This window comes from Hydrogenophaga sp. (genome assembly GCF_036675665.1).
GTDB lineage: Bacteria > Pseudomonadota > Gammaproteobacteria > Burkholderiales > Burkholderiaceae_C > Hydrogenophaga.
In genome coordinates, this window is sequence record NZ_JAKFEO010000051.1 from 63,789 (window position 1) to 89,372 (window position 25,584).

General features: G+C 65.4%; 25 protein-coding genes. 4 read left to right on the forward strand and 21 right to left on the reverse strand.

Annotation, left to right across the window (positions count from 1 at the left end; all coding sequences use genetic code 11):
• Positions 1-54: 54 nt before the first annotated feature.
• From V6M63_RS17615 to V6M63_RS17710, 20 genes are all read right to left on the reverse strand, one after another.
• Positions 55-600 carry an NUDIX hydrolase gene (locus V6M63_RS17615; protein ID WP_332744009.1) on the reverse strand — a complete coding sequence of 182 codons (546 nt, stop codon included), beginning with the start codon at positions 598-600 and terminating at the stop codon, positions 55-57.
• Positions 601-616: 16 nt separating this feature from the next.
• Entirely contained in the window at positions 617-1,519 is a 903-nt protein-coding gene (gene cysM / locus V6M63_RS17620) for a cysteine synthase CysM (RefSeq protein ID WP_332744012.1), read from the reverse strand.
• A gap of 605 nt (positions 1,520-2,124) precedes the next feature.
• Complete coding sequence (locus tag V6M63_RS17625; RefSeq protein WP_016452507.1) at positions 2,125-2,367, reverse strand: DUF2274 domain-containing protein; 243 nt, start codon at positions 2,365-2,367, stop codon at positions 2,125-2,127.
• On the reverse strand, positions 2,364-3,626 hold the full coding sequence (locus V6M63_RS17630) for a TrbI/VirB10 family protein (protein WP_016452508.1): 1,263 nt from the start codon (positions 3,624-3,626) through the stop codon (positions 2,364-2,366). The genes V6M63_RS17625 and V6M63_RS17630 overlap by 4 nt, the downstream gene beginning before the upstream one ends.
• Positions 3,627-3,628: 2 nt before the next feature.
• The gene (gene trbG / locus V6M63_RS17635) at positions 3,629-4,621 is read right to left on the reverse strand and encodes a P-type conjugative transfer protein TrbG (protein ID WP_016452509.1); all 993 of its coding nucleotides are present in this window, start codon (positions 4,619-4,621) and stop codon (positions 3,629-3,631) included.
• Positions 4,618-5,322, reverse strand: coding sequence for a conjugal transfer protein TrbF (gene trbF / locus V6M63_RS17640; RefSeq protein ID WP_016452510.1), 705 nt, complete (start codon positions 5,320-5,322; stop codon positions 4,618-4,620). The genes trbG and trbF overlap by 4 nt, the downstream gene beginning before the upstream one ends.
• Positions 5,323-5,340: 18 nt before the next feature.
• A complete protein-coding gene (trbL, locus tag V6M63_RS17645) occupies positions 5,341-6,675 on the reverse strand; it encodes a P-type conjugative transfer protein TrbL (RefSeq protein ID WP_016452511.1) in 1,335 nt (444 codons plus the stop codon).
• A gap of 12 nt (positions 6,676-6,687) precedes the next feature.
• Positions 6,688-7,416 carry a P-type conjugative transfer protein TrbJ gene (trbJ, locus tag V6M63_RS17650; RefSeq protein ID WP_016452512.1) on the reverse strand — a complete coding sequence of 243 codons (729 nt, stop codon included), beginning with the start codon at positions 7,414-7,416 and terminating at the stop codon, positions 6,688-6,690.
• A complete protein-coding gene (gene trbE, locus V6M63_RS17655; RefSeq protein ID WP_016452513.1) occupies positions 7,413-9,851 on the reverse strand; it encodes a conjugal transfer protein TrbE in 2,439 nt (812 codons plus the stop codon). The genes trbJ and trbE overlap by 4 nt, the downstream gene beginning before the upstream one ends.
• 10 nt (positions 9,852-9,861) lie before the next feature.
• Entirely contained in the window at positions 9,862-10,146 is a 285-nt protein-coding gene (locus tag V6M63_RS17660; RefSeq protein WP_016452514.1) for a VirB3 family type IV secretion system protein, read from the reverse strand.
• Positions 10,143-10,535 carry a TrbC/VirB2 family protein gene (locus tag V6M63_RS17665; RefSeq protein ID WP_016452515.1) on the reverse strand — a complete coding sequence of 131 codons (393 nt, stop codon included), beginning with the start codon at positions 10,533-10,535 and terminating at the stop codon, positions 10,143-10,145. Before V6M63_RS17665 ends, V6M63_RS17660 begins: the two co-directional genes overlap by 4 nt.
• Positions 10,532-11,569 carry a P-type conjugative transfer ATPase TrbB gene (trbB, locus tag V6M63_RS17670; RefSeq protein WP_016452516.1) on the reverse strand — a complete coding sequence of 346 codons (1,038 nt, stop codon included), beginning with the start codon at positions 11,567-11,569 and terminating at the stop codon, positions 10,532-10,534. The genes V6M63_RS17665 and trbB overlap by 4 nt, the downstream gene beginning before the upstream one ends.
• A complete protein-coding gene (locus V6M63_RS17675) occupies positions 11,566-12,030 on the reverse strand; it encodes a hypothetical protein (RefSeq protein WP_016452517.1) in 465 nt (154 codons plus the stop codon). The genes trbB and V6M63_RS17675 overlap by 4 nt, the downstream gene beginning before the upstream one ends.
• Positions 12,027-14,027: a conjugal transfer protein TraG gene (locus V6M63_RS17680; protein ID WP_016452518.1), complete on the reverse strand. Its 2,001-nt coding sequence runs from the start codon at positions 14,025-14,027 to the stop codon at positions 12,027-12,029. Before V6M63_RS17680 ends, V6M63_RS17675 begins: the two co-directional genes overlap by 4 nt.
• 217 nt (positions 14,028-14,244) lie before the next feature.
• Positions 14,245-14,472, reverse strand: a complete 228-nt coding sequence (locus V6M63_RS17685) for an EexN family lipoprotein (protein ID WP_016452519.1) — start codon at positions 14,470-14,472, stop codon at positions 14,245-14,247.
• Between the two features lie 25 nt (positions 14,473-14,497).
• Positions 14,498-15,412 (reverse strand): LysR family transcriptional regulator, encoded by a 915-nt coding sequence (locus V6M63_RS17690; RefSeq protein ID WP_016452520.1) that lies wholly within the window; start codon positions 15,410-15,412, stop codon positions 14,498-14,500.
• 17 nt (positions 15,413-15,429) lie between these two features.
• Positions 15,430-16,374 (reverse strand): electron transfer flavoprotein subunit alpha/FixB family protein, encoded by a 945-nt coding sequence (locus tag V6M63_RS17695; protein ID WP_026382503.1) that lies wholly within the window; start codon positions 16,372-16,374, stop codon positions 15,430-15,432.
• A gap of 1 nt (position 16,375) precedes the next feature.
• A complete protein-coding gene (locus tag V6M63_RS17700; RefSeq protein ID WP_026382504.1) occupies positions 16,376-17,125 on the reverse strand; it encodes an electron transfer flavoprotein subunit beta/FixA family protein in 750 nt (249 codons plus the stop codon).
• 24 nt (positions 17,126-17,149) lie between these two features.
• Positions 17,150-18,931 (reverse strand): acyl-CoA dehydrogenase, encoded by a 1,782-nt coding sequence (locus V6M63_RS17705; RefSeq protein WP_016452523.1) that lies wholly within the window; start codon positions 18,929-18,931, stop codon positions 17,150-17,152.
• Between the two features lie 157 nt (positions 18,932-19,088).
• Positions 19,089-19,790: a nitroreductase gene (locus V6M63_RS17710; RefSeq protein WP_016452524.1), complete on the reverse strand. Its 702-nt coding sequence runs from the start codon at positions 19,788-19,790 to the stop codon at positions 19,089-19,091.
• 294 nt (positions 19,791-20,084) lie between these two features.
• Here V6M63_RS17710 and V6M63_RS17715 point away from each other — a divergent pair, with 294 nt between their 5' ends.
• Positions 20,085-21,113, forward strand: a complete 1,029-nt coding sequence (locus V6M63_RS17715) for an AraC family transcriptional regulator (RefSeq protein ID WP_016452525.1) — start codon at positions 20,085-20,087, stop codon at positions 21,111-21,113.
• 22 nt (positions 21,114-21,135) lie between these two features.
• Here the strand turns inward: V6M63_RS17715 and V6M63_RS17720 are convergent, their stop codons facing one another.
• Positions 21,136-21,906: an SDR family NAD(P)-dependent oxidoreductase gene (locus V6M63_RS17720; protein ID WP_016452526.1), complete on the reverse strand. Its 771-nt coding sequence runs from the start codon at positions 21,904-21,906 to the stop codon at positions 21,136-21,138.
• A gap of 286 nt (positions 21,907-22,192) precedes the next feature.
• Here V6M63_RS17720 and V6M63_RS17725 point away from each other — a divergent pair, with 286 nt between their 5' ends.
• The 3 genes from V6M63_RS17725 (at position 22,193) to V6M63_RS17735 (ending at position 25,581) form a co-directional block, all read left to right on the forward strand.
• The gene (locus V6M63_RS17725; protein ID WP_017405984.1) at positions 22,193-23,224 is read left to right on the forward strand and encodes a helix-turn-helix domain-containing protein; all 1,032 of its coding nucleotides are present in this window, start codon (positions 22,193-22,195) and stop codon (positions 23,222-23,224) included.
• A 147-nt stretch (positions 23,225-23,371) separates the two neighbouring features.
• Positions 23,372-24,517 (forward strand): acyl-CoA dehydrogenase family protein, encoded by a 1,146-nt coding sequence (locus tag V6M63_RS17730; RefSeq protein WP_016452528.1) that lies wholly within the window; start codon positions 23,372-23,374, stop codon positions 24,515-24,517.
• Between the two features lie 11 nt (positions 24,518-24,528).
• Positions 24,529-25,581, forward strand: a complete 1,053-nt coding sequence (locus V6M63_RS17735; RefSeq protein WP_016452529.1) for a CaiB/BaiF CoA transferase family protein — start codon at positions 24,529-24,531, stop codon at positions 25,579-25,581.
• The last annotated feature ends 3 nt before the right edge of the window (positions 25,582-25,584 follow it).

A 25,584-nucleotide genomic window follows, 5' to 3' on the forward strand; every position in this document is an offset into this window, starting at 1 on the left:
CATTCTAAGCGGCGCGTCTTTTACTCTGCACCGTACCGCAGTGCGCTTTTTGCGCTACGCGACGGGGTCTGCAGGCCGCTGAAAATCTTCCATGAACACGGGTTCCAGGCCTTGGCTGCGCAACCAGTCGGCCAGCGCAAAGCCAGTGCCGGCGCGCCAGCAGCGGATGTTGGCCGGTTCCATGAGCTTGTATTCCAAGAGCTCGGGCGAGAGTTTGACCTCGCCGTGCGCGACCGCGTGGTAGGTCACGATGACCTGATTCATGCGCTGAAAATCATGCACGCCTACCAACGTGAGTTTTGTCACATTCAGCGATGTTTCTTCGGCAATTTCGCGACGGATGCCTTCTTCTGGAGTCTCCCCCGCTTCCATGAAGCCGGTGATGAGCGCAAACGTGCGACCCGACCAGGCCGCGTTGCGCGCCAACAGGATGCGGCCATCCACCTCGACGATGGCGGCCAGCACCGGGGTGGGATTGTTCCAGTGCGTGAAGCCGCAGGCCGGGCAACGCAGTCGTTCGGTGAATCCACCGTCTTCTTCCTCGCCGATCAGGGCCAGAGGTGTTGCGCACGCGGGGCAGAACTTGAACGTGGTGTTCATGGGAGGCAATCGGGCATCAGGCGGGGAAGACACCTGTCGACAGGTAGCGGTCGCCCCGGTCGCAGACGATGAAGGCAATGGTGGCGTTTTCCACCTGGGCGGCGATCTGCTGCGCCACCCAGCACGCGCCAGCGGCTGAGATGCCGGCAAAGATGCCTTCCTCACGCGCCAGCTGGCGGCACATGGCCTCGGCATCGGACTGGCTCACATACACCAGTTCGTCGACGGTGCTCGGGTCGTAGATTTTCGGCAAGTATTCGGTCGGCCACTTGCGGATGCCGGGAATGCGCGAGCCCTCGCTGGGCTGGGCTCCAATGATGCGAATGGCGGGGTTCTTTTCCTTCAGGAAGCGCGAGACGCCGGTGATGGTGCCGGTGGTTCCCATGGCGCTCACGAAGTGCGTGATGCGTCCGGCGGTCTGTGCCCAGAGCTCCGGGCCGGTGGTTTCGTAGTGCACGCGCGGGTTGTCGGCATTGGCAAACTGGTCCAGCACCCTGCCCTTGCCTTCAGCCTGCATTTTCTCGGCCAAATCGCGGGCCGACTCCATGCCGCCGCTCTTGGAGGTGAGGATGAGTTCGGCGCCAAATGCCTTCATGGTTTGCGCGCGCTCAATGGACAAGTCCTCCGGCATGATCAGCACCATGCGGTAGCCCTTGATGGCCGCGGCCATGGCCAGTGCGATGCCGGTGTTGCCCGAAGTGGCCTCGATGAGCGTGTCACCAGGCTTGATCTCGCCACGCTCCTCGGCGCGCTTGATCATCGAAACAGCGGGCCGGTCTTTCACCGATCCAGCGGGGTTGTTGCCTTCGAGCTTGCCGAGCACCACGTTGCCGCGCTGCGCGTTGGCCTGGGCACCGATGCGTTGCAGTGCCACCAGCGGTGTGTTGCCGATCGCGTCTTCAATCGTGGGGTAGTTCATCGCTTGCACTGTGCCATAATTTGCAACCCCTTTCAGGACGCCCGGGTGGTGAAATTGGTAGACGCAGGGGACTCAAAAATAGGGACTTCTACGTAGTTCTTGCTTGAGGTCACTGCCTGCCAAGCCGCATGGGACAAGGGATTGAGTGATAAATCGCCTCTTGATCGAGATGCCTGCATTTCGAGCCAGGAGTCAGCTAGGAGCCAGGACGATGCAAGCTGGCTCCCAGTGAGGAGTAGATAGTTGAAGTAGCATCGTGCGTCATGCCCGAGTGGTGAAATTGGTAGACGCAGGGGACTCAGACCAAATTTGAGCCCTCCGGGGGAAACCCCAGAGGTGAAGCCCGTCAAACTCGGCGAAGGCCCTGGACGCAAGTCCGAGCTAATACCGAGCCAAGCCCTGGAGCCGAAAGGCTCCTCGGAAGGTGTAGAGAGCAGACGGCGGGCACCTACGGCCGAAAGGCTATGGTGAAGGCGTGCTCCAGCCCACGAACGCCGTTTCTTCGGAGACGGCGGCGGCGAAAGCCGAAGTGGGAAGAAAATCCCCCGCCGCAAGGCGTGCCGGTTCGATTCCGGCCTCGGGCACCAATTCAAGAGCCGCCTCTGTCAAGCAGAGGCGGCTTTTTCGTTCTTGGTCTGCGTGCGCTTGAATCCTCGATCCCCCGCCATGAAGGTTTCCAGCATGTACGGGATCAGCATCGTGGCATCGACCGCCTCCCCATACGCCTGCGCGTACAGCGCGGCATAGCGGTCAAGGTCGGCTTTCAGGCTGACCGAGCACGCAAAGGTTAGCTTCGTGGACTCCAGCTTGGGCAGCGGCCCCAGCCGCAATTTCTTCGTCGTGCTCATCGCATCGCCCCCCGCTGGAAGAACATCGGCTGGTACGGTCGCAACACCAGATCGCGGTTGACGATGATCCGCACCGGCAGGCCCGGCCGCTCCGTCAAGGTCGGCTGAATGTTCATGTTGCGCCGGGTCATCTCCTGGCCGACCTGATTGATGCTGTCCTGCGCGCTGTCGCGCCCGGCAATCACGATGCGGTTGCCGTTCTGCCGGTTCTCCGGCGCGGCCAGCTCCGCGCCCACGCCCAGCAGTGTCGTCAGCGCCGCACCGGCAAAGACGCGATCCCAGTGCCAATCGACGCCATCCTCCAGGCCGGAGTAGCCGGCCGGGTCGGCGCCCGCGAGGTTGTCGAGCTTCAGCGAAGACGTATCCGGCAAGATAATGCGGTTCCACACCACCTGCACGCGGCTCTGCCCATAGCTCATCTGGCTGTTGTACTTGCCCATGAGGCGCGAGCCCTGAGGGATCAACAGAAACTTGCCCGTGGCCGAGTCGTAGACCGGCTCCGTCACCGTGCCAATCACGTCGCCCGGCAGGTCCGACTTGATGCCTGTCACCAGCGCCCCGGCGATCACCGTCCCGGCCATCATCTGGTACGGCGAGGCTGGCATTTGCAGATTGCCAGAATTGCGGGTTTCCGTAGAACCGCCTTTCAGGAAAGCCTCTTTCTGGTCTTGCCGGTTCTGCACGGCGGTCGGGTCGGCAGGCTGGGCAGCCGTCGAGGCCGGCCCAGCGGCCAGCGGGTCGAAGCCCGCCAAGGTCGATGCCGGGCCAGCCGCTTGCGCAGTCGCTGGCGCTGCGGTCTTGCCGGGCGTACCAGAATGGAAGAACACCGAGGAAGCCGCTGCCGCTTCGGCTTCCTTGCGCCGAGCGTCCTCCGGGTCGTGGCCCGGTGGCGCATACGTGGGTGTCACCGGCTGCTGCGCCTTCACGATGGCAGGGCCGAGATCGCCCGGCAGCGGCGGCCCCAGCTCCGGCACCTTCCGCAGCTTGGAGTAATCCGAAGGCAGGCCATCCAGCCCCTCGGACTTCGAGACGCGATCCACGTTGTAAAGCTCGGTCTGCTCGCCTGCGCCGCGCCGATGTGGCTGCAATGACCAGATCGTGGCCCCTAGCACGGCGACCGACAGGCCGCCCGTGAGCATGGCCAAGGTGCGCCGATTCAGGCGTGTGACCGGGCGCGGCTGGGCGCGCAGCGCCACCGCCTCGGGCGCGACCTTGCCCGCCTGTGGCGTGCCAAGATCGCGAGTGTCGTCCTGGCTCATGGTCAGTTCCTCCGCGTGCCACCGGAAACGCCATCGGTGCGCTCGATCCGCACCACATCGCCCTTGTCTCCGCCCAGGCGCAGTTCGGCCGCACCGAACAGGCGATCCACGATGTAATACGGCGACCGAAAACGGTAGTTCACCAACTGCCCGTCGCCCTGCGCGCCGATGACGAACAGCGGCGGCAGCTCGCCCTGCGCGATGCCCGGCGGGAACTGGATGTAGACCTTCCCGCCGTCATCGAAGGCGCGCAGCGGCTTCCACGGCGGATTGCTGCCGCTGACCGCGTAGCGGAAGCGGATCTTCTCCAGCGACAGGCCGCTATCGACCGGCGCGACGGCGCTGGCCGCTTGCGCCTGGCGCTGCAGGGCCAGCATCTTGTCCTTCGGGTACTCCCAGGACAACGACGCCATCCACGTCTTCTCGGTCGAAGTCAGCTCCAGCAGGTAGGTGCGCCGGCTGGTGGTGATGACTAGGTTGGTCTTCAACCCCGAGCGGATCGGTTTGACCATCACATTGACGCGCAGCGCATCGCCGCTGCCGCTCGACGTGTCCCCGACGATCCAGCGAACCGTGTCGCCAGCAGCCACCGTCACCAGCTCCTCACCAGGCTGGAGCGCGATCACCGTCACGCGGCCCACGGCCGCATAGACCTGATACAGCGCGCCATCTGTGAAGGGCCACACTTGAATCGCGTTGACGTAGCCCTCGCGCGTGGGCGCAATACGCGCCTCGGCGTTGGCGCGAGACACGCGCACGGTTTCATCGGCGGGTTCTGCGACGGACTTGGCATCCGGCACAGGTTTCATCTGCGCTGGCATCGGCAGCACCTGCGGCACAGCCACTACCTCCACAGGCGTAGGCGGCTCCGGCAGCGGCTGGGCCTGCACCGGCTCATCGAGCGAGATGGACGGCGGCGGCTTGCCCTGCGTAGCGCAGCCCGTGAGGGCAAGCAGCATGATCGGCAAGGCGGATTTACGGAAAAGATCATTCATGGTTTTGCTCCTTCGTTCGCTTCCAGTTCGCGGCTCCACGACAGCCCGTTGGCGTAGATGCCCAGGGGGTTTTTGCGCACGCGCTGCTCGGTGCGCGGCGTCTGCTGCACGATGGACACCACGGCGTTCCAGCGTTCGGTGCGATCCAGCGCGCCGTTGACGAAGCGCGTCTCCGTCCAGCGCACGTTGAACGACGTGTCGCTGGCGCGGGTCACGCTGCTGATCTGCACCGTCACCGACTCCTTGCCGATACGCGCGAACGGATCGTTCACGCGGGCGTACTCGTTGAGCACCACGGCGCCTTTGTCGGTCGTGTAGTCATAGGCATCGAGCCAGTTCTGCCGCACCACGATGGGGTCGATGGACAGCGAGCGCACCAGACCGATGAAGCGGCCGAGGTGGTAAGCAATCTGCGCATCGCTGGGCCGGTACGGCGTGGCCGCTTCGCCGACAGCGCGCACCTGACCCGAGTTGTCCACCTCGATGACGTAGGGGGTGACGATGGACTGCGCGGAACGCCAGACCAGGCCACCGGCCATCAGTACGGCCAAAGTGAGGCAGCCGAAGGCCATGAACCGCCAGTTCTTCGCCTGTACGCGGGCCGAGCCGATGCGCTCGTCCCAGGCCTGGGCGGCGGATTGGTACGGGGTAGCAGGCTGCGGTGTGTTGGCATAGCGCACCTGCGGTCTTTTGAATCGCATGGGAGTTCTCCTTCAAGATCAGGAATCGGAATCACGCAGGCTTGGCCCCTGGCTGGAGCTGCCGCCGTCGCCGCCGCGCAGCGTGTGGGCGGCGGTCGTCGCGGCATGGGTGAGTTGCTGCCTGCGGTGCAGGCGCTTGGCCCAGGCGGGTTGTTCGGCAGACGGAGCCGATCCGCTAGCGTCAGGGTCGGCGTGCGCGGCGCCGGAGGCCGGCGCGTCATCGGGCCGAAAGGCCGCCGCCATGCGTTCCTTCATCGACCGCGCCCCATCGGCGACTTTCTGCCCGGCCGCCTGCGCGCCGGTCTTGGCAACATTGCCCACGCCGGCGGCGGCACCCTTCAGGCCGCCACCGGCCGAAGTGGAGCCCGCCTGGTACGTCGACTTGGCGCTGCTGGCGGTCGATGCCATCGAGCGGGCGGCGGCGGGTGCCATGCGTGCCCCGGCCGCCACTGCGCTTCCGACGCCGGTAGCCGCGGCACCGACCGCCACGGCGGTTCCGGCTGCGCCGATGGCAGCACCGGCCATCGCGCCCGCGCCGAGCTGTGGCCCACCGGACACCAAGCCTGTCGCAATGCCCGGCCCAAAGATGCCCAGGGCCAGCATGGACAATGAGGCCAGCATGATGACCAGCGCCTGGTCGATGGACGGCTCGGAACCGGGCGGTATCCTGAATTCGGCGAACAGCCCTGAGCCGATACCCACGACGACGGCGAGCACCAGCACCTTGATGCCCGAGGACACCACGTTGCCCAGCACCTTCTCGGCCATAAACGCTGTCTTGTTCCAGAGGGCAAACGGCACCAGCACGAAGCCCGCCAGCGTGGTCAGCTTGAACTCGATCAACGTGACGAAGAGTTGCACCGCCAGCACGAAGAAGCTGACGATGACCACCAGCCAAGCGAGAAATAGCACGACGATGGGCGCGATGTGGATGAAGACCTCCGGGAAGCCCGCCATCTCCCGGATCTGGTCGAGGATGGGCGCCGCTGCGTCGATACCGGCCTTGGCCAACCGTCCCGGCTGCAGGAAGTTGCCCATGCTCAAGGTCGAGCCGCTGGCCGTCAGGCCCAGCCCGGCGAATGAGCGGAACAGGATGCCCGCCAGGGTGTTGAAATTGCCGATGATGTAGGCGAAGGCACCCACGTACAGCACCTTGCGGATCAGCTTGGCGATCACGTCCTCGCCCTGGCCGGTGGCATGCCCCATCGCCCAGAACAGCCCGGCGAGCGTCATGTCGATGACGATCAACGTTGCGGTCAGGAACGCCACCTCGCCATGCAACAGTCCGAAGCCCGAGTCGATGTAGCGCGAGAAGATGTCGAGGAAGCGGTCAATGACCGAAACGTCGTTCATGGCCTGGCTCCGTCAACGACTGTAGAAATCGACGGACCGCGGCGTGTACGGCGTGCCCTCACCCAGGAAGCGCCGGTTCACCTCGCGGCCCCGCTCCACGGCGGCGGCCTGCCGCGCCAGTTCCAGCGAGCCCGCGCGATCCTGCGTGATCTGCAGCCGCTGCGTTTGGATCGACTGCTTGGCCTGCAGGGCCAGCAACTGGTTCGTGGCCTGCATCGCCTGCAAAGCGCCCACCGCCGATTGGCTCTTGCCCACGAGGTCGGCCAGCACGCCTTCGTCGTCGCTCAGGTTCTGCGATGCCTGAGCCTGCATCTGCATGGTGGTCTGCAGGCCATCGAGCGTGTTCTTCCAGCGTTCCTGCGCGTCGCGGTACATCTGGTTGCCGCTCACGGTGGCGGCGTATTGCTCGGGGTACAGGCGCTGGAATTCCCGATCCAGATTCGTCACGTCATAGGCCAAGCCCTTGGCCTGCGCGATCAGCCGCTGGGTGGTCGCCAGATTGGCGCGCAGCTGGCCGACCACGCTGGATGGCAGACTGGCCAGGTTGCGCGCCTGGTTGATGAGCATCTGCGCTTCGTTCTGGAGCTGCTTGATCTGGTTGTTGATCTGCTCCAGCGTGCGGATCGCGGTCAGCGTGTTCTGCACGAGGTTCGTGGGGTCGATCACGACCCATTGCGCCTGCACGGCGGTAGCGGTGCAAAGCATGGCCGCGACGGCGGCGGCGAGAAGACGCTTTTTCATGATGGGTTCTCCTGGAGATGGGTGGACGGGAACGAGGACAGCAGGTCGGCGGCCCAATTCAGGCCGCGATGGCGCAGCCACGCGGCTACGAACGGGGTGGAAGCGGATGAAGCGGCAGCGAGCACCGCGTCGATGTCGCGCTGGTCTTGCGGCGTGGACGTGCCCGCAAAGGCCAGCGTCGCGGCGCCCAGGTCGAGGTCGAACAGGCGGTTGCCGAGTCGGGATTGGTAGTAGTAGTCGCGCTTGGGCTGCGCGGTCGCCACGATCTCGATCTGGCGCGAGTTCAGCCCGAAGCCTTCGTAGATAACCCTGATCTGCGGCTCGGTCGCCTGTGGGTTGGGCAGGAAGATGCGGCTCGCGCAGCTCTCGATGATTGCGGGCGCGATGCTCGAATCCTTGATGTCCGCCAGGCTCTGCGTGGCGAAGATGACGCTCACGTTCTTCTTGCGCAGCGTCTTGAGCCATTGGCGGATGCGCGCCGCAAACACCGGGTCATCGAGGAACAGCCACGCTTCATCGAGGATCAGCAGCGTGGGCGCACCGTCGAAGCGTTCATCGAAGCGCGCAAAGAGGTAATGCAGCACGGCCATGACGGCGGCCTTGCTGTGCATCAGTTCCTCCATCTCGAAGCACTGCACGGAGCCGGCGCCCAGGCGATCCGAATCCGCATCCAGCAGCTTGCCGTGGGCGCCGCCCAGCACGTACGGCGCGAGCGCCTGGCGCAGCGCATTCGATTGCAGCAGCACCGACAGGCCGGTCATCGTGCGCTGCTCCACCGGCGCACCGGCGAGACTGCCGAGCGCCGACCAGATGGCGGCCTTCTCTTCGGGGCCGACGGCTACACCCTCATGCCGCAAGCGCCCTTCGATCCATTCGGCGGCCCAGGTGCGGTAGCCCTCGCGGTCGATGCGGGCGAGAGGCTGAAACGCGATCTCGCCATCCATCCCGAGGTCGTAGTGCTCGCCACCCAGCCCGAGGATGGTGGCGCGCATCGAGCGTCCCATGTCGAAGGCAAAGATGCGCGAGCCGCGATAGCGCCGAAACTGCATCGCCAATGTGGCGAGCAGCACCGACTTGCCCATGCCCGTAGGACCAGCCACCAGCGTGTGGCCCACGTCGCCGATGTGCGTCACCAGCCGGAACGGCGTCGCGCCCTCAGTGCGCGTGACGATCAGCGGCGGGCCGTCGAGGTGCGCGTTCTTCTCCGGCCCGGCCCATACCGCCGACACCGGCATCAGGTGCGCCAGGTTCAACGTGGAGACAATGGGCTGGCGCACGTTCGCGTAGGCATGACCCGGAATGGACGACAGCCACGCATCCACGGCGTTGAGCGTTTCGGGGATGGTGACGAAGCCACGCCCCTGGATGACGCGCTCCACCCTGCGCAGCTTCTCGTCGGCCACGGCGGCATCCGCGTCCATGACGGTGACGGTCGCTGTCACGTAGCCGAAGGCCACTTGATCGCTGCCCAGCTCCTGCAAGGCGGCATCGGCATCGGTGGCCTTGTTGCTGGCGTCGGTATCGACCAGCGGGCTTTCTTGCTGGAAGATCGTCTCGCGCAGCAGCGCGATGACGTTCTTGCGCTTGGCGAACCACTGGCGGCGCAAGCGCCCCAACTCCCGTTCCGCCTCGGATTTGTCGAGGCACAGAAAGCGCGTGCTCCAGCGATACCCAAATCCCAGGCGGTTGAGGTCGTCCAGAATCCCCGGCCAGGTCGAGGTCGGGAAACCGCGCACCGTCGCCACGCGCAGATGCTGGTCGCCCAGCATCGGTGCCAGGCCGCCGATCAGCGGCGCGTCGGCTAGCAGAGCGTCGAGGTGGAATGGCACCTCGGGCACGCCCACGCGGTAACGCCGCGTTGAAACGGTGGCATGCAGGTAGGTCAGCGTCTGGCTGTCATCGAGCCAGACGATCTCCGGCATCACGCCATCGAGCAGGTCAAAGATGCGATCCGTCTCCGCGACGAAGGCAGTTAGGCGCTCGCGCCAATCCACGCCTTCGGTGGGTCGGTTCTCATAGAGCAGCCCTGCTGCGCGGGCGCGCGACTCCTCGGCCGGCAGGTACACCAGCGTGAGGTGGTAGCCACTCTCGAAATGGTTGCCCGAGTCCTCGAAGGCGGCGCGGCGCTCCTCGTCCACCAGCCAGGACAGCGGCTCAGGAAACTCCGAGTGCGGGTAGCTGGCCGCGGGCCGGCGCTCGGCTTCGATGAACAGCGCCCAGCCCGAGCTCAGGCGGCGCAGCGCGTTGTTCAGCCGCGCCGACGTGGAGATCAACTCGCCCTGCGTCGCGCTGTCGAGGTCAGGCCCCCGAAAGCGCGCCGTGCGCTGGAAGGCGCCATCCTTGTTCAGCACGACGCCCGGCGCGATCAGCCCGGCCCAAGGCAGCCAGTCGGCCAGCAGCGCCGGCCGCTGGCGGTATTCGGCAAGGTTCAGCATGGCATTCCCCTCACACGTCCAGCAGCGGCCGGTGCTTGATGTGGCGCGCGAAGACCTGCATGAACTGCGGATCGACACGCGCACCCCAGACCGCCAGCGCATGGCCGGCGATCCAGAGCACCACGCCCGGAATCCACAGTTGCAGGCCCAAGCCCACGGCGGCGGCCAAGGTGCCATTGGCAATCGCCACTGTGCGCGGCGCGCCGCCCAGCAGGATCGGCTCGGTCAGCGAGCGATGCAGGGGCACCTCGAAACCTGGAGCGAACCCCTGCACGCCATCGTGGGCCGCGTTCATACGACGGCCCCGCCCGAGAAGCTGAAGAACGACAGGAAGAACGAGGACGCGGCAAACGCGATCGACAGACCGAAGACGATCTGGATCAGCTTGCGGAACCCGCCCGAGGTATCGCCGAAGGCCAGCGCCAGGCCCGTGGCGATGATGATGATGACCGCGATGATCCGGGCCACCGGACCCTGGATCGACTCCAGGATGGATTGCAGCGGCCCCTCCCAGGGCATCGAGGAACCTGCGGCCTGCGCGGTGCCTGCGAGCAGCAGCATCAGCGCCGCGAGCATCAGACCCTGCAGGGCCGGGCGCGCCAAGCCATCCAGCCGCGCGGGGTGGCAGCGCAGGGCAAGCGGGTTTACAGAAATACGGAAAGCAGGAACGATCATCTGCGTCATGGCAGTTCTCCAGGTTGATCAGGGGACACGGAAGAAAGGTCGGACTGCGGCAGCAGCTCCGGGAATGGAGCCTCCAGCGCATCCGCCAGTTGGTAGCCCGAGCCGTCGAAGCCGACGACCCGAGCGATGCTCTCGATGCGGCGCTTGCGTCCGCGCCCGGCAATGTGGATGACCACGTTGACCGCTTCCGCGATCAGCGCACGGGGCGGGTTCACCGCCACTTCGAGAATCAGTTGCTCCAGGCGCAGCAGCGCGCCCAGCGCGGAGCCGGCGTGGATCGTGGCGATGCCGCCGGGGTGGCCGGTGCCCCAGACCTTGATGAGATCCAGTGCCTCGGCGCCGCGCACCTCGCCGACGACCACACGATCCGGGCGCAGGCGCATGGACGAACGCACCAGCTCGGTCATGGACACGACGCCCTGGCGCGTGCGCAGCGGTACGTGATCGCGCGCCGCGCATTGCAGCTCCACCGTGTCTTCGAGCACCAGCACGCGGTCGCCCGTGGCGGCGATTTCGGCCAGCAGCGCATTCGCCAAGGTGGTCTTGCCGGTGCTGGTGCCGCCCGCGATCAGGATGTTCTGGCGCTCGCGCACGGCGCGCACCAGCAAACCAGCCTGTGCGGCGGTCATCATCCCGTCCTCGATGTAGCGCGACAGCGGGATCACACCAAAGGCACGCTTGCGCAAGGCGAAGGCTGGCCCCGGTGCAGCGGGCGGCAGGATGCCCTCGAAGCGTTCGCCGGTCTCGGGCAGCTCTGCCGTCAAAAGCGGCTGGCCGCGATGCACCTCGGCGCCGACGTGGGCGGCCACGAGACGGATGATGCGTTCGCCATCAGCCTCGGACAGCTCCTCGCCCATCGGGGCGCGGCCCGTGGACAGACGATCCACCCAGAGCGTGCGGTCGGGGTTGAGCATGATTTCCACCACGTCCGGGTCTTCGAGCGCGGCGGCGATCAGCGGCCCCATGGCCGTGCGTAGCATCTGAATGCGGCGATCCAGCGAGGTGGCCGTGAAGGAGGAAAGAACGGCGCTCATAAGGCACGCTCCTGGGCATCTGCAGCGGCCGCCGCGCCCTCCGATCGCGTCGGATCGGGGTGCAGTTCCTCCACCACATCCCGCACCAGGCTGCGCCCGCGCAGCAAATGCCGTCCGAGCTGTTCGACGAACTGCTCGAAGCGGGCCTTGCCCTGGGCGCGAGCGGCGTCCTGATGGGCCTCGGGCACGGGCGTGCTCACAGTGAGGAAATAGCGGATGAACAGCGCCAATGTTTCGATGGCAATGTTCTGGTCGCGCTCCAGACGCTCGGCGTGGCGCGACAGGCGATCCAGTCGCTTGGCAATCGCCGCCTCGCGCTGGTCGGCCGCATCGGGCGACAGCCAGGAGGCCAGGGCCGCCGCGACGATGCTGGACTTGGACACGCCCTTCTTGGCGGCCAGTTCATCGAGCCGCTTGCTGTGCTCCGGCTGGATGAACACATTGAGGCGGTGTTGGGTCATAGGTCGATTCCGTCGTCAGGGTCAAGGGAAGCCAGCCGGGCCGTGCGCTGCAGGGCCGGGTCGAGCTGGCGAGGAAGGGGAAGCTGCATGTCATCGTCATCGAGCAGCCCGAGGTCGGCTGCAGGCGCAGCCAGGTCGGGGTCGTAGGCGGCGGCTTCGGAGAGTTCGGGTTGGCGACGCGGGCCGCCGTCGTCAGCGGCAGAGGGGAAGCCTTCAACGGCTTCGGTTGCAGGCGCCACCGGAACGGGAGGAACCGTCAGCCCGCTCCAGTCGTCGGGCCGTAAGGGAGGCACGTCGGCGTAGCGCCCCGCAACGAGTACAGGAGGCGGCAGCACGCGCCGCTGGAAGTTCGCGTCAGAGTAGTAGCGCAGCTTCTTGGCCTTGATCGGCGCGACGCTGGAAACCATCACCACCGCCTCATCGGGCGGCAGCTGCATCACCTCGCCCGGCGTGAGCAGCGGGCGGGCGGTTTCTTGTCTCGACACCATTAGGTGCCCCAGCCACGGTGCGAGTCGATGTCCCGCGTAGTTGCGCTGCGCGCGCAGCTCGGTAGCGGTGCCAAGGGTTTCGGAAATCCGCTTGGCCGTGCGCTCGTCGTTGGTGGCGAACGTCACGCGCACATGGCAGTTGTCGAGGATGGAATGGTTCTGGCCGTAGGCTTTGTCGATCTGATTGAGCGACTGCGCGATCAGGAAGCTGCGGATGCCGTAGCCCGCCATGAAGGCCAGCGCCGTCTCGAAGAAGTCCAGGCGCCCAAGCGCCGGGAATTCATCGAGCATCAGCAACAGCTTGTGACGGCGCTGGATGCCATCGCTGCCATCGAGTGATTCCGTCAGCCGCCGCCCGATTTGGTTGAGGATCAGGCGGATCAGCGGTTTGGTGCGGCTGATGTCCGAAGGCGGCACCACGAGATACAGCGACACGGGATGCTCGGCCGCGATCAGGTCGGCAATGCGCCAGTCGCAGCGCGAGGTGACTTCGGCCACCGTGGGGTCTCGGTACAGGCCGAGGAATGACATGGCGGTGCTCAACACGCCGGAACGCTCGTTGTCCGATTTGTTCAGGACTTCACGCGCTGCCGATGCCACCACCAGATGCGGTCCATCGCCGATGTGCGGCGTGGTCATCATCCGATGCAGGGTAAGCTCGAAGGGACAGGCCGGGTCGCTGAGGAAGTTGGCGACACCGCGCAGCGTCTTGTCTTCGCCTGCGTAGAGCACATGCAGGATGGCCCCAACCAGCAGCGCATGCGAGGTCTTCTCCCAATGGTTGCGCCGCTCCAGTGCTCCTTCGGGATCGACCAGAATGTCTGCGATGTTCTGCACGTCGCGCACTTCGTGCGCGCCGCGCCTCACCTCCAGCAGCGGGTTGTAGGCCGCCGACTTCGCATCGGTCGGGTTGAACAGCAGGCAGTGCGAGAAGCGCGAGCGCCAGCCAGCGGTGATGCTCCAGTTCTCGCCCTTGATGTCGTGAATGACGGCCGATGCGGGCCAGCTCAACAAGGTGGGCACCACTAGGCCCACGCCCTTGCCCGAGCGGGTAGGCGCGAAGGTCAGAACATGCTCCGGGCCTTCGTGCCGCAGGTACTGCTGGCGATGCAGGCCAAGGAATACGCCCGCAGACCGGTCAAGACTCGCCTTGTGGATGTCCTCCGCATTGGCCCAGCGCGCCGTGCCGTAGGTCGTGACCAGCTTGGACTGGCGCGAGCGCCAGATCGACATGCCGACGGCAACCACCACCGCGATCAGGCCGCTGCCTGCGGCAATGGCACCGCCCACGTCGAATACATGCGGCGCGTAGGCGTCGAAGAAGAACCACCACTCGAACAGGCGCCAGGGGTGATAGACCGGCGTGCCGAGGAAATCGAACCAGGGCGAACCCAGGCGTAGCTGGTAGCCCAGCGCCGCTGCTGTCCATTGCGTGGCGCTCCATACGCCAGCGATCACGATGCCGAAGACAACGGCAATCTGACCGAACAGCACGTTCGTTCCTTGCATTGGCCAACCTCCCGCTACGGCACAGGGACATGCCGTAGTGCCGAGGATCAAGGCGAGCGTGCAGGTCGGTCAAAGACCGTTATAGCGGGGATTCAGGCCAAAATGGCCAGACTTCTTGCTGTGGCGAAGGCAATAAAAATGCCGCATGCGCGAGCGCGCTGCGGCGTGATGAGGTAACAGCAAGAACTCTGTCGCGGCCAGGCGACGGCGCGGGGCGCTATTTGGATTGCTGTTCCGGCCGATCGCCGAAGAAACGCCGGTTGGCGGCTTCGGCCGCACGGCGGCAGAGTTCTTCTCCTGCCTTCGCGCGGTCTTCCTTGCACAGGCGCTGGACTTCTTTGAGGCGCTCGGGATGGGCAACGAGGAAGTCCACGGTTTCCGTCGGTTGGGATGGTCCACAGCCCGTCAGTGCGGCAACCATCAGCAGCGGCAGGAATCGGGTCATGGCTTGGGTCCTTTCAGCAGGTGGATCAGGAGTCCTCGGCGGCGCTGGAGCCATCCGCCGAATCAATGGAGGCCACTCGTTCGATGAACCGGGCCAGCATTTCGGAGGGCTCCACGTCACGGTGCAGCAGATACGTGGCCAGCATCTGCGGCTTGCCCGCCAAGCGCCGGGCCACAACACCTGGCCCACGGCCGGATGCAATGTGCGCGGCGCCCGCCAAACCGAGCGCCAATCCGGCTGAGACCAAGGTCATCATCACCTCATAGGACGCCACGCGCTGGGCGATCAGTGGCTGTTGCTCGTAGCGCTGCAAAACGCGATCAACTTGGCGTGCATGGCCTTCGCATATCGCCGGATCGCATAGCGCCAGCGGATAGCGCAACACTTCTTCCAACGGCACGTGCTTGTGGGCCAGAACAGGATGGCGAGCTGGGACCGCCACCATCAGTTCGTCTTCCCATGCAGGCCTGACCACAATGCCGTCGCCCACCTCTTCGGCCATCGAAAAGCCGACGTCATACAGGTCATCGTGCAGACCCTTGATCTGTTGATCCAACGGCACCTCAAATAGCCGAACATCAATCTCTGGATCTTCCGCTCGGCACTGTGCCAGCAGCGTCGGCATTCGCGAGGGCGTGATGCCATCGGACAAAGCGATGCGCAACTGTCGCTGAAACCCACTGGCGGCGGACTTGACGCCGTCACACGCCTGTTTCAGAGCTTCGAAGATTCGCGGCACCCGCTCCAGGAATGCCATTCCGGCAAAGGTCAGGCGGGTGCTTCGCGTGGTTCGCGTGAACAGTTGCGCCCCGAGCTCTTCCTCTATCTCCTTGATGGTGCGCGACAAAGGGGACTGATCGATGTGCAGCTTTTCCGCTGCGCGGCCGAAGTGAAGTTCTTCGGCCACCGCTATAAAGCAACGTAAATGCCGAAGCTCCATGGTGTATCTCATCCAATTTAAAAGGCCTTGACGAATTCCGGCACAACTGCGAAAAGGTCCGCCTCCAGCCCGTAGTCGGCCACGCTGAAGATCGGGGCCTCGGGGTCCTTGTTGATCGCCACGATCACCTTGGAGTCCTTCATGCCGGCCAGGTGCTGGATGGCGCCCGAGATGCCGGCGGCAATGTACAACTGCGGCGCGACGATCTTGCCCGTCTGGCCCACTTGCAGGTCGTTGGGGGCGTAGCCCGCATCCACGGCAGCACGGCTGGCGCCGATGGCAGCGCCCAGCTTGTCGGCCAGGGGGGTGATGACTTCGTCGAACTTTTCCTTGCTGCCCAGCGCACGGCCACCAGACACGATGATCTTGGCGGCGGTGAGTTCGGGGCGGTCGCTCTTGGCGATCTCGCTGCCCACGTAGCTGCTCTTGCCAGCGTCGGCGGCCGCAGCAGCGGTTTCGACAGCGGCGCTGCCACCCGTGGCGGCGGCGGCGTCAAAGCCGGTGGTGCGCACGGTGATGACCTTCACGGCATCAGCAGACTGCACGGTGGCGATGGCGTTGCCGGCGTAGATGGGGCGCTCGAAGGTATCGGCGGAGATGACCTTGGTGATGTCGCTGATCTGGGCGACGTCGAGCTTGGCAGCCACGCGCGGGGCCACGTTCTTGCCGCTGGCGGTGGCGGGGAACAGGATGTGGCTGTAGTTGCCGGCACCACTGCCATGGAGTGCCAGCACCTGGGCGGCCACGTTCTCGGCGAGGCCGTGGGCCAGGCTGGCGCCGTCGGCGTGGATGACCTTGGCAACGCCGGCGATCTGGCTGGCTTGCTGTGCGGCAGCGCCGGCGTTGTGGCCGGCCACCAGCACGTGCACGTCGCCGCCGCAGGCTGCGGCGGCCGTCACGGTGTTGAGCGTCGCGCCCTTGATGGTCGCGTTGTCGTGTTCAGCGATTACGAGTACGGTCATGTCAGATCACCTTCGCTTCGTTCTTGAGTTTCTCGACCAGGGCGGCCACGTCGGCCACCTTCACGCCGGCGCCGCGCTTGGCGGGTTCGCTGACCTTCAAGTTCTTCAGGCGCGGGGCCACGTCCACGCCGAGGTCTTCGGGCTTGACGGTGTCCAGCGGCTTTTTCTTGGCCTTCATGATGTTGGGCAGCGTGACGTAGCGCGGCTCGTTCAGGCGCAGGTCGGCGGTGATGACGGCGGGCAGCGTAAGGCTGAGGGTTTCCAGGCCGCCGTCCACTTCGCGGGTCACGGCTGCCTTGTCGCCGGCGATCTCGACCTTGGAGGCGAAGGTGGCTTGCGGCAGGTCGGCCAGCGCCGCCAGCATCTGGCCGGTCTGGTTGCAGTCGTCGTCGATGGCCTGCTTGCCCAGGATCACGAGGCCGGGCTGTTCATTGTCGATCAGGGCCTTGAGCAGCTTAGCCACGGCCAGCGGCTGCAGTTCTTCATTGGTCTCGACCAGGATGCCGCGGTCGGCACCGATGGCCATGGCGGTGCGCAGCGTCTCCTGGCATTGGGACACGCCGCACGAGACGGCGACGATCTCCGTTGCCGCGCCTTTCTCCTTGAGCCGCACAGCCTCTTCGACGGCAATCTCGTCGAAGGGGTTCATGCTCATTTTGACATTGGCGATGTCCACGCCGCTGCCATCGCTCTGGACGCGGACCTTGACGTTGTAGTCAACCACCCGCTTGACGGGAACCAGGATTTTCATGGGAGGGTTTCCTTTCAGGATCATTCAGAGTTGATCATCCGCCAGGGCCAGCGTGCTGGCGGCGCCGCCCGTGACGATGTCGCGCAACATCGGCGCCTGCACTAGGACATGCGCTGCGTAGTGGCTGGCCGTGGCACGCTTGGCGCCGAGAAAGCCCGCATCGCCAGATCTCGCCGCGAGTTGCGCAGTGGCGGCTTCGGCCATGCGCGCCGACAGCCAGCCGCCGATCACCGTGCCCGCCAGCCGCAAGAAGGGCACGGCGCCCGCCGCGCACTGCGCGGGTTGGTCGTCGTGGGCCAGCAGCCAGTCGGCCGCGTCCCCCAGCGCACGCGCCGAAGCCGCTAACACGCCGCCGATCTGCGCCAGCGCGGCATCGGGCATCTCGGCCAACCGGCGCGCATCGCCGTCGATGCGGCCCAGCAGTGCCTTCAGCGTGCGCCCGCCCTCGCGCGCCAGCTTGCGGCCAATCAGGTCGTTGGCCTGGATGCCCGTCGTGCCTTCGTAGATGGTCGTGATGCGCGCGTCGCGCAAGTGCTGTGAGGCGCCGGTTTCCTCGACGTAACCCATGCCGCCATGCACCTGCACACCATCGGACGTGATGCCCTGTGCGCTGTCGGTGCACCAGCCCTTGACCACCGGGATCAGCAGGCCGACCAGGGCCAGCGCCTGCTCGCGCTCTTGCGCGTCGGCGTGGCCTGCGGCGCGGTCCATCTGGCCGGCGCAGAAATAGGCCAATGCGCGCATGGCCTCGGTGCGGGCCTTCATGTCCATCAGCATGCGCCGCACGTCCGGGTGGCCGGCGATGGTGGTGCTGCCGCTGAGCAGTGGCTTGCCCTGCACCCGCTCCAGCGCGTAGGCGCGTGCGCGCTGGTAGGCGCGCTCGGCGATGCCCACGCCTTCAAGGCCGACGTTCAGCCGCGCATGGTTCATCATCGTGAACATGCAGGCCAGCCCCTGGTTCGGCTCGCCGACCAGGTAGCCGATCGCGCCCCCGCAGTCGCCAAAGCTCATCGACGCCGTGGGGCTGCCGTGGATGCCCATCTTGTGCTCGATGGAGGTGCAGGCCAGGTCGTTGCGTTCGCCCAGGGAGCCGTCGTCGTTGACCAGGTACTTCGGGCACAGGAACAGCGAGATGCCTTTCACGCCGGGCGGTGCATCGGGCAGGCGCGCCAGCACGAGGTGGACGATGTTCTCGGCCATGTCGTGCTCGCCCCAGGTGATGAAGATCTTGTTTCCGCTGACGCGGTAATGGTCGCCTTCGGGCACGGCGCGACTGCGCAGCGCGGCCAAGTCGGAGCCTGCTTGGGGCTCGGTGAGGTTCATGGTGCCGGTCCAGCGGCCCGCGACCATGGGCTCCAGGAAGCGGCGCTTGAGTGCGTCGCTGCCATGGTGCGCAATGGCTTCCACCGCGCCCAGCGTGAGCATCTGGCACAGGCTGAACGCGAGGTTGGACGACTTCCACATCTCCAGCACGGCTGTGGACACCAGCGTGGGCAGGCCCTGGCCGCCCCATTCGGTGGCAGCGGGCATGCCGTTCCAGCCGTTCTCGCAGAAGCTGGCCCAGGCTTCGCGAAAGCCATCGGCTGGCGTGACCTGGCCGTCGTGCCAGCGCGCGCCCTGCACGTCGCCGGTGCGGTTCAGCGGATCAAGCACGCCGGTGGCGTAGTGGGCAGCCTCCTGCAGGATGGCCTCGACCAGGTCGGGCGTGGTTTCTTCATGGCCCGGCTGGGCACAGATCGCATCCAGGCCTCCGACTTCCTTCATCGTGAACAGCATGTCGCGCAAGGGCGCGGCGTAGGTAGACATTGCTTACTCCTCTTTGTGGGTTCAACCCGTCTGCCCCATAGGGCATACATCCATGCATGACCCTACCCACCAGGACAAGGCCCGGTCGATCAACCGCTTCAGGGCGGCTGAATTTCTCAGGCGGCTTACGACGCGATTAGTTGGTATGACAAGATTTCTAGAAGCCGCTGAAGCGTGTGAAGTTCTCGACCGGCTCACGCTCGGTGCGCACGCGGTTCACCACGGCCGCCGGGTCGGCATAGCCCAGTGCCATGCCGCACAGGACCATCTGCCCGTCCGGGATTTGCAGGGCTTCAGCCAGAAGGCGCGGGTAAAGGGTCCACGCCATCTGCGAACAGGTATCCAGGCCTCGTGCGCGGGCCGCCAGCATGATGTTCTGTAAGAACATCCCGTAGTCCACCCAACTGCTCTGCACCATGCGCCGGTCCAAGGTGAAGATCAAACCGACCGGCGCATCGAAGAAGGCAAAGTTGCGTGCATGTTGAGCGCGCATGGCATCCGTATCTCCCTTGGAGATTCCGACTGCGGCATAAAGAGCGAAACCGCACCGACGCCGCCTGGTCAGGTAGGGCTCGAAGAACTCGGCCGGGTAGATGTCGTATTCGGACTGGTGCTCTCCCTCTTCATGGTGAAAGGCGTGCAATACACGGTCGCATAGGCGCTTCCTCGCCTCGCCCGCCACGGCAATGACATGCCACGGCTGGGTGTTGGTGCCACTGGGCGCGCTGGCTGCCACCGACAGAATCTGGGCCACCGCTTCTTGCGACACCGGGGTCGGCAGAAAGGCGCGCACGGAACGACGTTCGCGCATCACCGCATCAATCAGCATGTTGCGCAAAGGCACGGCGCAGACAGACATTCACTCTCTCCTGGTTGCTGGGCTATTCGGGTGAGCACACCGACATGCCGTTGCCGAAGAAGCATTCATGCGAATGCATCGATGCCGAACGTCCACGGGTCGTCCCTGGGTGTGCTACCAAGCGGTATTCTGGGCACTCGGCACATACGCGTCTTGCCCGCCAGTGCATGGCGAGTTGACTTTGTATGCACAAGGCAAAATCCGGTTGACCGCAGCCGGACGCTACATCGTTAGCGGGCCGTTTTCTTGGTGTAATTTCGGATTCAGCGCCAGCTATCGTTGCTCCCTTTGACCATGTTGAAACCCGTCGTCACTGTTCCTGTTTTTGCCGTGCATGGCCTGCTCGACGGCGCGCGCAGCAAAGGACTGGCCACCGAGTCCTGGCTGGATGGCGTTCTGGCGCAGGCCCGCATCGCCGAGTCGCTGCTGCATCTGGAGCAGTCGCGTGTGACCATAGAGCAATACATCGCACTCTTCAGTGCCGTGAAGAACAGCTTGGACGACGAATGCCTAGGCCATCTACACGGTCGGCCGTTGCGCTGCGGCAGCTTTGCGCTGATGGCTCGCTCTACGCTCGGGGCCAAGACGCTGGCAGCCGCCTTGCAGCGCGTGAGTGCATCCTTCGCCCTGCTGCAGGACGACGTGGCGCTTGTGCCCGTCTCTGATGGCTTGCTCAAGGGTGCTGCTCTGGACGTGCGCCACGCCCTGGGCAAACATTCAGACTTCCTGCACGGGCTGCTGTTGCGCGTTTTCTGGCGTCTGCTGGTATGGCTGCACGGCGGCCGACTGGTGCCCAGAGGGCTCGATTTTGCCTTCGAGCCACCGCCGCGTGCCGCAGACTATGCCCAAATCTTCTCGGGCACGTTGCGGTTCGGGCAGGCGCGGTCGGCGGTCTGGTTCGAGGCATCCGCATTCACGCAGCCGATGCGCCGTGACACCGCCGCGCTCCAGACCTTTTTGCGTGCCACACCGGGCAACCTGATCGGCCCGCGTCTAATCGAGCGGACAGCCAGCGCGCGGGTGCGCGCGCTATTGCAGCAAGCGTGCCCGGAGTGGCCCGATCTGACTGTCGCCGCGCAGCGCTTGCACATGTCGGTCAGCGCACTGCAGCGGCATCTGGCCGTGGAGGGCAAGTCCTTTCAGGTGCTGAAGGACGAGTTACGGCGCGACATGGCGATCGTTCGGTTGACCAGCACCGATGCCGCGCTGAGCGCCATCGCCGCCGAGTTGGGGTTCGCCGACGGCACCGCCTTCCAGCGGGCCTTCAAGTCATGGACCGGCAGCACGCCAGGCGTCTATCGTTCGCGCACCCAAAAAACGTAGCGCTGCTTCGACGCGGTCGCACTCAAAGCGACGAGCACAGATGCCCGCCATCCACTGGCACGCAGGCGCCGGTCATCCACGACCCGGCCTCGGTCGCGAACAGCAGGAACAGACCGTTGAGCTCCTCCGGCTTACCCAGGCGGCGCATCGGGATGCGCTTGATAAGCGCCTTGCCATGGTCGGTATCCCACATGGCATCGGTCATCTCGGTGTCGATGTAGCCCGGCTCGATGGCATTGACGCGAATGCCGTGGCGCGCCCATTCGAGCGCCAGGCTCTTGGTCATGTGCACGACTGCAGCCTTGGACGTGGCATACAGCATGGCGCCCGGCATCACGCGTTCGCCCAGGATCGATGCGATGTTGATGACTGAGCCTCCCCGCCCCGCATCCACCCAGCGCTGCGCGGCACGCGCGGCCACCAGCCACACGCCGCGCACGTTGGTCTCCATCAGCGAGTCGAAGTCGGACACAGGCAGCGTGAGCGACAAGGCGTCGTTGGAAGCCCCGGCGTTGTTAACCACCACGTCGAGGATGGTGCCCGAGGCGTCTATCTCGGCGAAGGCGTCGTCGATGGACTGCTCGGAAGCCACATCCATTTCCAGCACCGTGACCTGAGGCGAACCGAGCTTTTCGAGTTCCTGGGCGAGTTTGTCGAGCCGCGCCTTGCGCCGCGCCCCAATCACTACCTTGGCCTTGCAACCAGCAGCCAGCCGAGCGAAGTTCTCGCCCAGGCCCGACGAGGCCCCCGTGACCAGCACCCGCTTGCCTGCCAGCATTGCACCCAGATCCATCATCGTCTCCTTGCATCTTCAGTTCGCCGTCGATGCCGGGAGGTTAGCGCAGGGCCGCTCGGCTGCGGGGTTGCCTCGCTCCCCCATCCGTCGAAAGAGGTGCCTTGTCAGTTGATCGAGACCATCCGTCATTGCCGCGCCAAGCACCGCTGCCTACGATTGCCTGTATGCCTTGGGTACCCTGAGCGCCGCACGAAAGCACGCCACGGTGTCGACGCTCCGGTCCCGATGGGCTGCGGCGTCTGGGGGCAGATTCAGGAGACGACAAGTGCTGCAACAGTCACCCATGGAATGGTCCATCGACCATGCGCCCATCGAGGGCAGGATAGATGCGACGGAAGCGATCCTCAAGGACTCCTTCCAGCGCTGGAGTCTTTCCTCCCCGGCGAAGCCTGCTGCATTCCAGGCGAAGTTGCGGCGACACGAACTCGCCGGAGCCTCCTTGGTATGCACCGTGACCGGTGCTTGCGTCGAGCAGTCTCCTCCTGGACATTCGTCATTCGACGATGAGTTCTGCCTGGGGCTGCAGCTGAACCTGAGCGGCCGAGTACAGTTGCAGCAGTGGGACACGCCAATCTGCGAGGGCGACATGTTCCTCTGGCGTACCGATCAGCGGCAAGACTATGAGGTGCTGGAACGAACCCACAGCGTGTCGTTGATGATTCCCTGGCAGCTCATGCGCGAGCATCTACCGGGCCGCAAGCAGCCGCCCGCAGCCTGCCGCATTGACAGTCACACAGGCGTGGGCTCACTGCTCAGCCAACACCTGATGGGGTTGGCAAAGGAGATCGGCGCCGTGCCGCCCTCCGCCCACGTCGCCCTTTGCCGCACGGTGATCGGGCTTCTGGACATTGCGCTGCCAGAGCCGGAGAGCGCCACTCGATTCACGGCCATGGCCGCGTTGCGCGAACGAGTACTTGCCTACATCGCCCAGCATTTTCAAGAGGATGACCTGAGTCCGGCACGCATCGCCGCGGCGCACGGTATTTCACTGCGTTACCTTCATGCGCTGTTTGCGCAGGGCGATACCACGGTGGTCGGCCACATCCTGGAAAGCCGATTGCAAGCGTGCTGGCGGACACTCGTTGACCCGGTCTGCCGGCATCTGCAGGTCTCGGCGATCGCCTTTCACTGGGGCTTCAACTCCACCAGCCATTTCTGCCGCGCATTCAAACAACGCTTTGGAGTGTCGCCCAGCGATGCACGCGGCATGACTGCTCACGGCTCCGCCATCGGCCCGGTCGAGTCAGCCGGGCTTTCCCTTGCACACGCAAAGTCAACTTGCCATGCACTGGCGGGCAAGACGCGCACGGGCTGAATGCCGACCATATGCCCTGGACAGACTGAGAACGCAGAGATTCGACGCTTCGCCCGCCCCGTTGTGGGTATGCGGGCATGACCCGGGGCCGCATCGCTGGCCAAGTTTTCAAACCTTCATCGTACAAACCTTCTGAGGAGCGCTCCCATGCTGCCGCAATTGCACCGTCAACCCTGGATGGACAGCGACATCGAGACCTTTCGCGACCAGGTGCGCCGCTACATCGCCGCCGAGATGGCTCCGCACCTGCCCGCTTGGCGCGAACAGGGCTACGTCCCGCGCGAGACCTGGCGGCCCTTCGGCGAGATGGGGTTCATGCTGCCCGAAATGCCCGAAGCCTACGGCGGCACCGGGGCCAGCATTGCCTACCAGCTGGTGGTACAGGATGAGTTGACCAGAGCGGAAATGCCCAACAACGTCCAGGTGAACAGCATCGCTGCGCACTACATCATGGACTACGGCACCGAGGAGCAGAAGCAGCGCTGGCTGCCCAAGCTGAGCAGCGGCGAGATGCTGCTCGGCATTGCGATGACCGAACCCGGCTGCGGGACGGACCTCAAGGCCATCGCCACCCGCGCGCGCCGTGATGGCGACCACTACGTGATCGACGGTGCCAAGACCTTCATCACCAACGGCTACACCTGCAATCTGCTGATTGTGGTCGCACGCACCGGCGAGGCGGGCAGCCGAGGCCTTTCGCTGATCGTGGTGGAGACCGAGAACCTGCCAGGGTTCCGCGTGGGCCGCCTGCTCGACAAGATCGGCCTGCATGCGTCGGACACCGCCGAACTCTTCTTCGACGGGGTGCGCGTGCCGGTCGATCAAGTCCTGGGGGGCGTCGAAGGGCTTGGTTTCAAGCAGTTGATGGGCCAGTTGCCCTACGAACGCATGACCATCGCCGTGCCTGCGGCGGCCATCATCGACCGGGCCCTGGAACTCACCGTCGAATACACGAAGGAGCGCAAGATTTTCGGCGCACCGCTGTTCGAGATGCAGACCACGCGCCACAAGCTGGCCGAGATCGCCACCACCGCTCACGTGGTGCGCACCTTCGTCAACGACTGCATCCAGCGGCTGCTGGACGGAAAGCTCGACGCCGAAGCCGCGTACATGGCCAAGTGGTGGTGCAGCGAGCAGCAGTGCCGCGTGGTGGACGAGTGCCTGCAGATGTTCGGCGGCTACGGCTACATGTACGAATACCCGATCGCGCGCATGTACACCACCTCGCGCGTGCAGAAGATCTACGGCGGCGCGAACGAGGTCATGAAAGAACTGATTGCGAGGAAGCTGTGAACGCCTCGCACATGCTGCAAAAGCCACTGCACGGCGTCCGTGTGGTGGAGTTCGAAGGGATCGGGCCGGGCCCGCTGGCCGCCATGATGCTGGCCGACATGGGTGCCGAGGTGATTGCGCTGACACGGGCCGAGCAGGCCGCCGGGGCGCAGCCGCTGGGCGGGGCGGCGGCCAACCCGCTGCACCGGGGCAAGACGGTCGAGATCACCGACCTGAAGTCGCCCGGCGGCAAGGCGCGCGCCCTGGATCTGATCGGCCAGTCCGACGTTCTGATCGAAGGCTTTCGCCCCGGCGTGATGGAACGGCTGGGGTTCGGCCCCGCCGAATGCGCGGCGCGCAACCCCAAGCTGGTCTATGGCCGGATGACGGGCTGGGGCCAGGACGGCCCGCTCTCCCGGGCCGCTGGCCACGACCTGAACTACGTGGCGCTGACGGGCCTGCTGTCGCTGTCGGCCCGCAAGGGGCAGATGCCCATCGTGCCGCCCTCGGTGCTCGGGGACGCGGCCGGGGCGCTGGGCATGGCCTTCGGTGTCGCCTGCGCGCTGGTCGATGCGCGCGGTAACGGTAGGGGCAGTGGCCGCGGCCGGGTCGTGGATGCCGCCATCATCGACATCGTGGCCATGATGGGCACGCTGGTGCATTGGATTCGCGCCAATGGGCAGATCGACGGCACGAAGCCGAGCCCGTTTCACGATTCGCCGTTCTATGACGTGTACGCCTGTGCCGACGGCGGCTTCATCAGCCTCGCGGTGGTGGAGCCCGCGTTCCACGCACTGCTGCTGTCGAAGCTGGGCCTGACGGACGTGAACCCTGCCGACCAGTACGACACGACGACGTGGCCAGCGCTGAAGGAGCGCATTGCGGCCCTCATCCGCAGCCAACCCAGGGCGCACTGGTGCGCGTTGCTCGAAGGCAGCGACGCCTGCTTCGCGCCCGTGCTCAGCCTGGCCGAGGCGGCGCGGCATCCGCACAACGCGGCACGGGGTATCTACCAGACCACCCCCTCCGGCGCCATCGAGGCGGCCCCGGCCCCACGGTTCCAGGCACTCAACGCAACCACATAGGAG

What these genes read in the sequence shown, in the direction of transcription:
- trbB (WP_016452516.1), bottom strand. Translation starts at nt 11,569, where the DNA reads ATGAGCGCCGTTCTTTCCTCCTTCACGGCCACCTCGCTGGATCGCCGC.
- V6M63_RS17625 (WP_016452507.1), bottom strand. Translation starts at nt 2,367, where the DNA reads ATGAGCACGACGAAGAAATTGCGGCTGGGGCCGCTGCCCAAGCTGGAG.
- V6M63_RS17730 (WP_016452528.1), top strand. Translation starts at nt 23,372, where the DNA reads ATGCTGCCGCAATTGCACCGTCAACCCTGGATGGACAGCGACATCGAG.
- V6M63_RS17665 (WP_016452515.1), bottom strand. Translation starts at nt 10,535, where the DNA reads ATGACGCAGATGATCGTTCCTGCTTTCCGTATTTCTGTAAACCCGCTT.
- V6M63_RS17700 (WP_026382504.1), bottom strand. Translation starts at nt 17,125, where the DNA reads ATGAAAATCCTGGTTCCCGTCAAGCGGGTGGTTGACTACAACGTCAAG.
- trbF (WP_016452510.1), bottom strand. Translation starts at nt 5,322, where the DNA reads ATGCGATTCAAAAGACCGCAGGTGCGCTATGCCAACACACCGCAGCCT.
- V6M63_RS17680 (WP_016452518.1), bottom strand. Translation starts at nt 14,027, where the DNA reads ATGCAAGGAACGAACGTGCTGTTCGGTCAGATTGCCGTTGTCTTCGGC.
- V6M63_RS17715 (WP_016452525.1), top strand. Translation starts at nt 20,085, where the DNA reads ATGTTGAAACCCGTCGTCACTGTTCCTGTTTTTGCCGTGCATGGCCTG.
- V6M63_RS17690 (WP_016452520.1), bottom strand. Translation starts at nt 15,412, where the DNA reads ATGGAGCTTCGGCATTTACGTTGCTTTATAGCGGTGGCCGAAGAACTT.
- V6M63_RS17615 (WP_332744009.1), bottom strand. Translation starts at nt 600, where the DNA reads ATGAACACCACGTTCAAGTTCTGCCCCGCGTGCGCAACACCTCTGGCC.
- V6M63_RS17660 (WP_016452514.1), bottom strand. Translation starts at nt 10,146, where the DNA reads ATGAACGCGGCCCACGATGGCGTGCAGGGGTTCGCTCCAGGTTTCGAG.
- trbJ (WP_016452512.1), bottom strand. Translation starts at nt 7,416, where the DNA reads ATGAAAAAGCGTCTTCTCGCCGCCGCCGTCGCGGCCATGCTTTGCACC.
- V6M63_RS17710 (WP_016452524.1), bottom strand. Translation starts at nt 19,790, where the DNA reads ATGTCTGTCTGCGCCGTGCCTTTGCGCAACATGCTGATTGATGCGGTG.
- V6M63_RS17720 (WP_016452526.1), bottom strand. Translation starts at nt 21,906, where the DNA reads ATGGATCTGGGTGCAATGCTGGCAGGCAAGCGGGTGCTGGTCACGGGG.
- V6M63_RS17630 (WP_016452508.1), bottom strand. Translation starts at nt 3,626, where the DNA reads ATGAGCCAGGACGACACTCGCGATCTTGGCACGCCACAGGCGGGCAAG.
- cysM (WP_332744012.1), bottom strand. Translation starts at nt 1,519, where the DNA reads ATGAACTACCCCACGATTGAAGACGCGATCGGCAACACACCGCTGGTG.
- V6M63_RS17685 (WP_016452519.1), bottom strand. Translation starts at nt 14,472, where the DNA reads ATGACCCGATTCCTGCCGCTGCTGATGGTTGCCGCACTGACGGGCTGT.
- V6M63_RS17705 (WP_016452523.1), bottom strand. Translation starts at nt 18,931, where the DNA reads ATGTCTACCTACGCCGCGCCCTTGCGCGACATGCTGTTCACGATGAAG.
- V6M63_RS17725 (WP_017405984.1), top strand. Translation starts at nt 22,193, where the DNA reads ATGGAATGGTCCATCGACCATGCGCCCATCGAGGGCAGGATAGATGCG.
- trbL (WP_016452511.1), bottom strand. Translation starts at nt 6,675, where the DNA reads ATGAACGACGTTTCGGTCATTGACCGCTTCCTCGACATCTTCTCGCGC.
- trbG (WP_016452509.1), bottom strand. Translation starts at nt 4,621, where the DNA reads ATGAATGATCTTTTCCGTAAATCCGCCTTGCCGATCATGCTGCTTGCC.
- V6M63_RS17735 (WP_016452529.1), top strand. Translation starts at nt 24,529, where the DNA reads ATGCTGCAAAAGCCACTGCACGGCGTCCGTGTGGTGGAGTTCGAAGGG.
- V6M63_RS17695 (WP_026382503.1), bottom strand. Translation starts at nt 16,374, where the DNA reads ATGACCGTACTCGTAATCGCTGAACACGACAACGCGACCATCAAGGGC.
- V6M63_RS17675 (WP_016452517.1), bottom strand. Translation starts at nt 12,030, where the DNA reads ATGACCCAACACCGCCTCAATGTGTTCATCCAGCCGGAGCACAGCAAG.
- trbE (WP_016452513.1), bottom strand. Translation starts at nt 9,851, where the DNA reads ATGCTGAACCTTGCCGAATACCGCCAGCGGCCGGCGCTGCTGGCCGAC.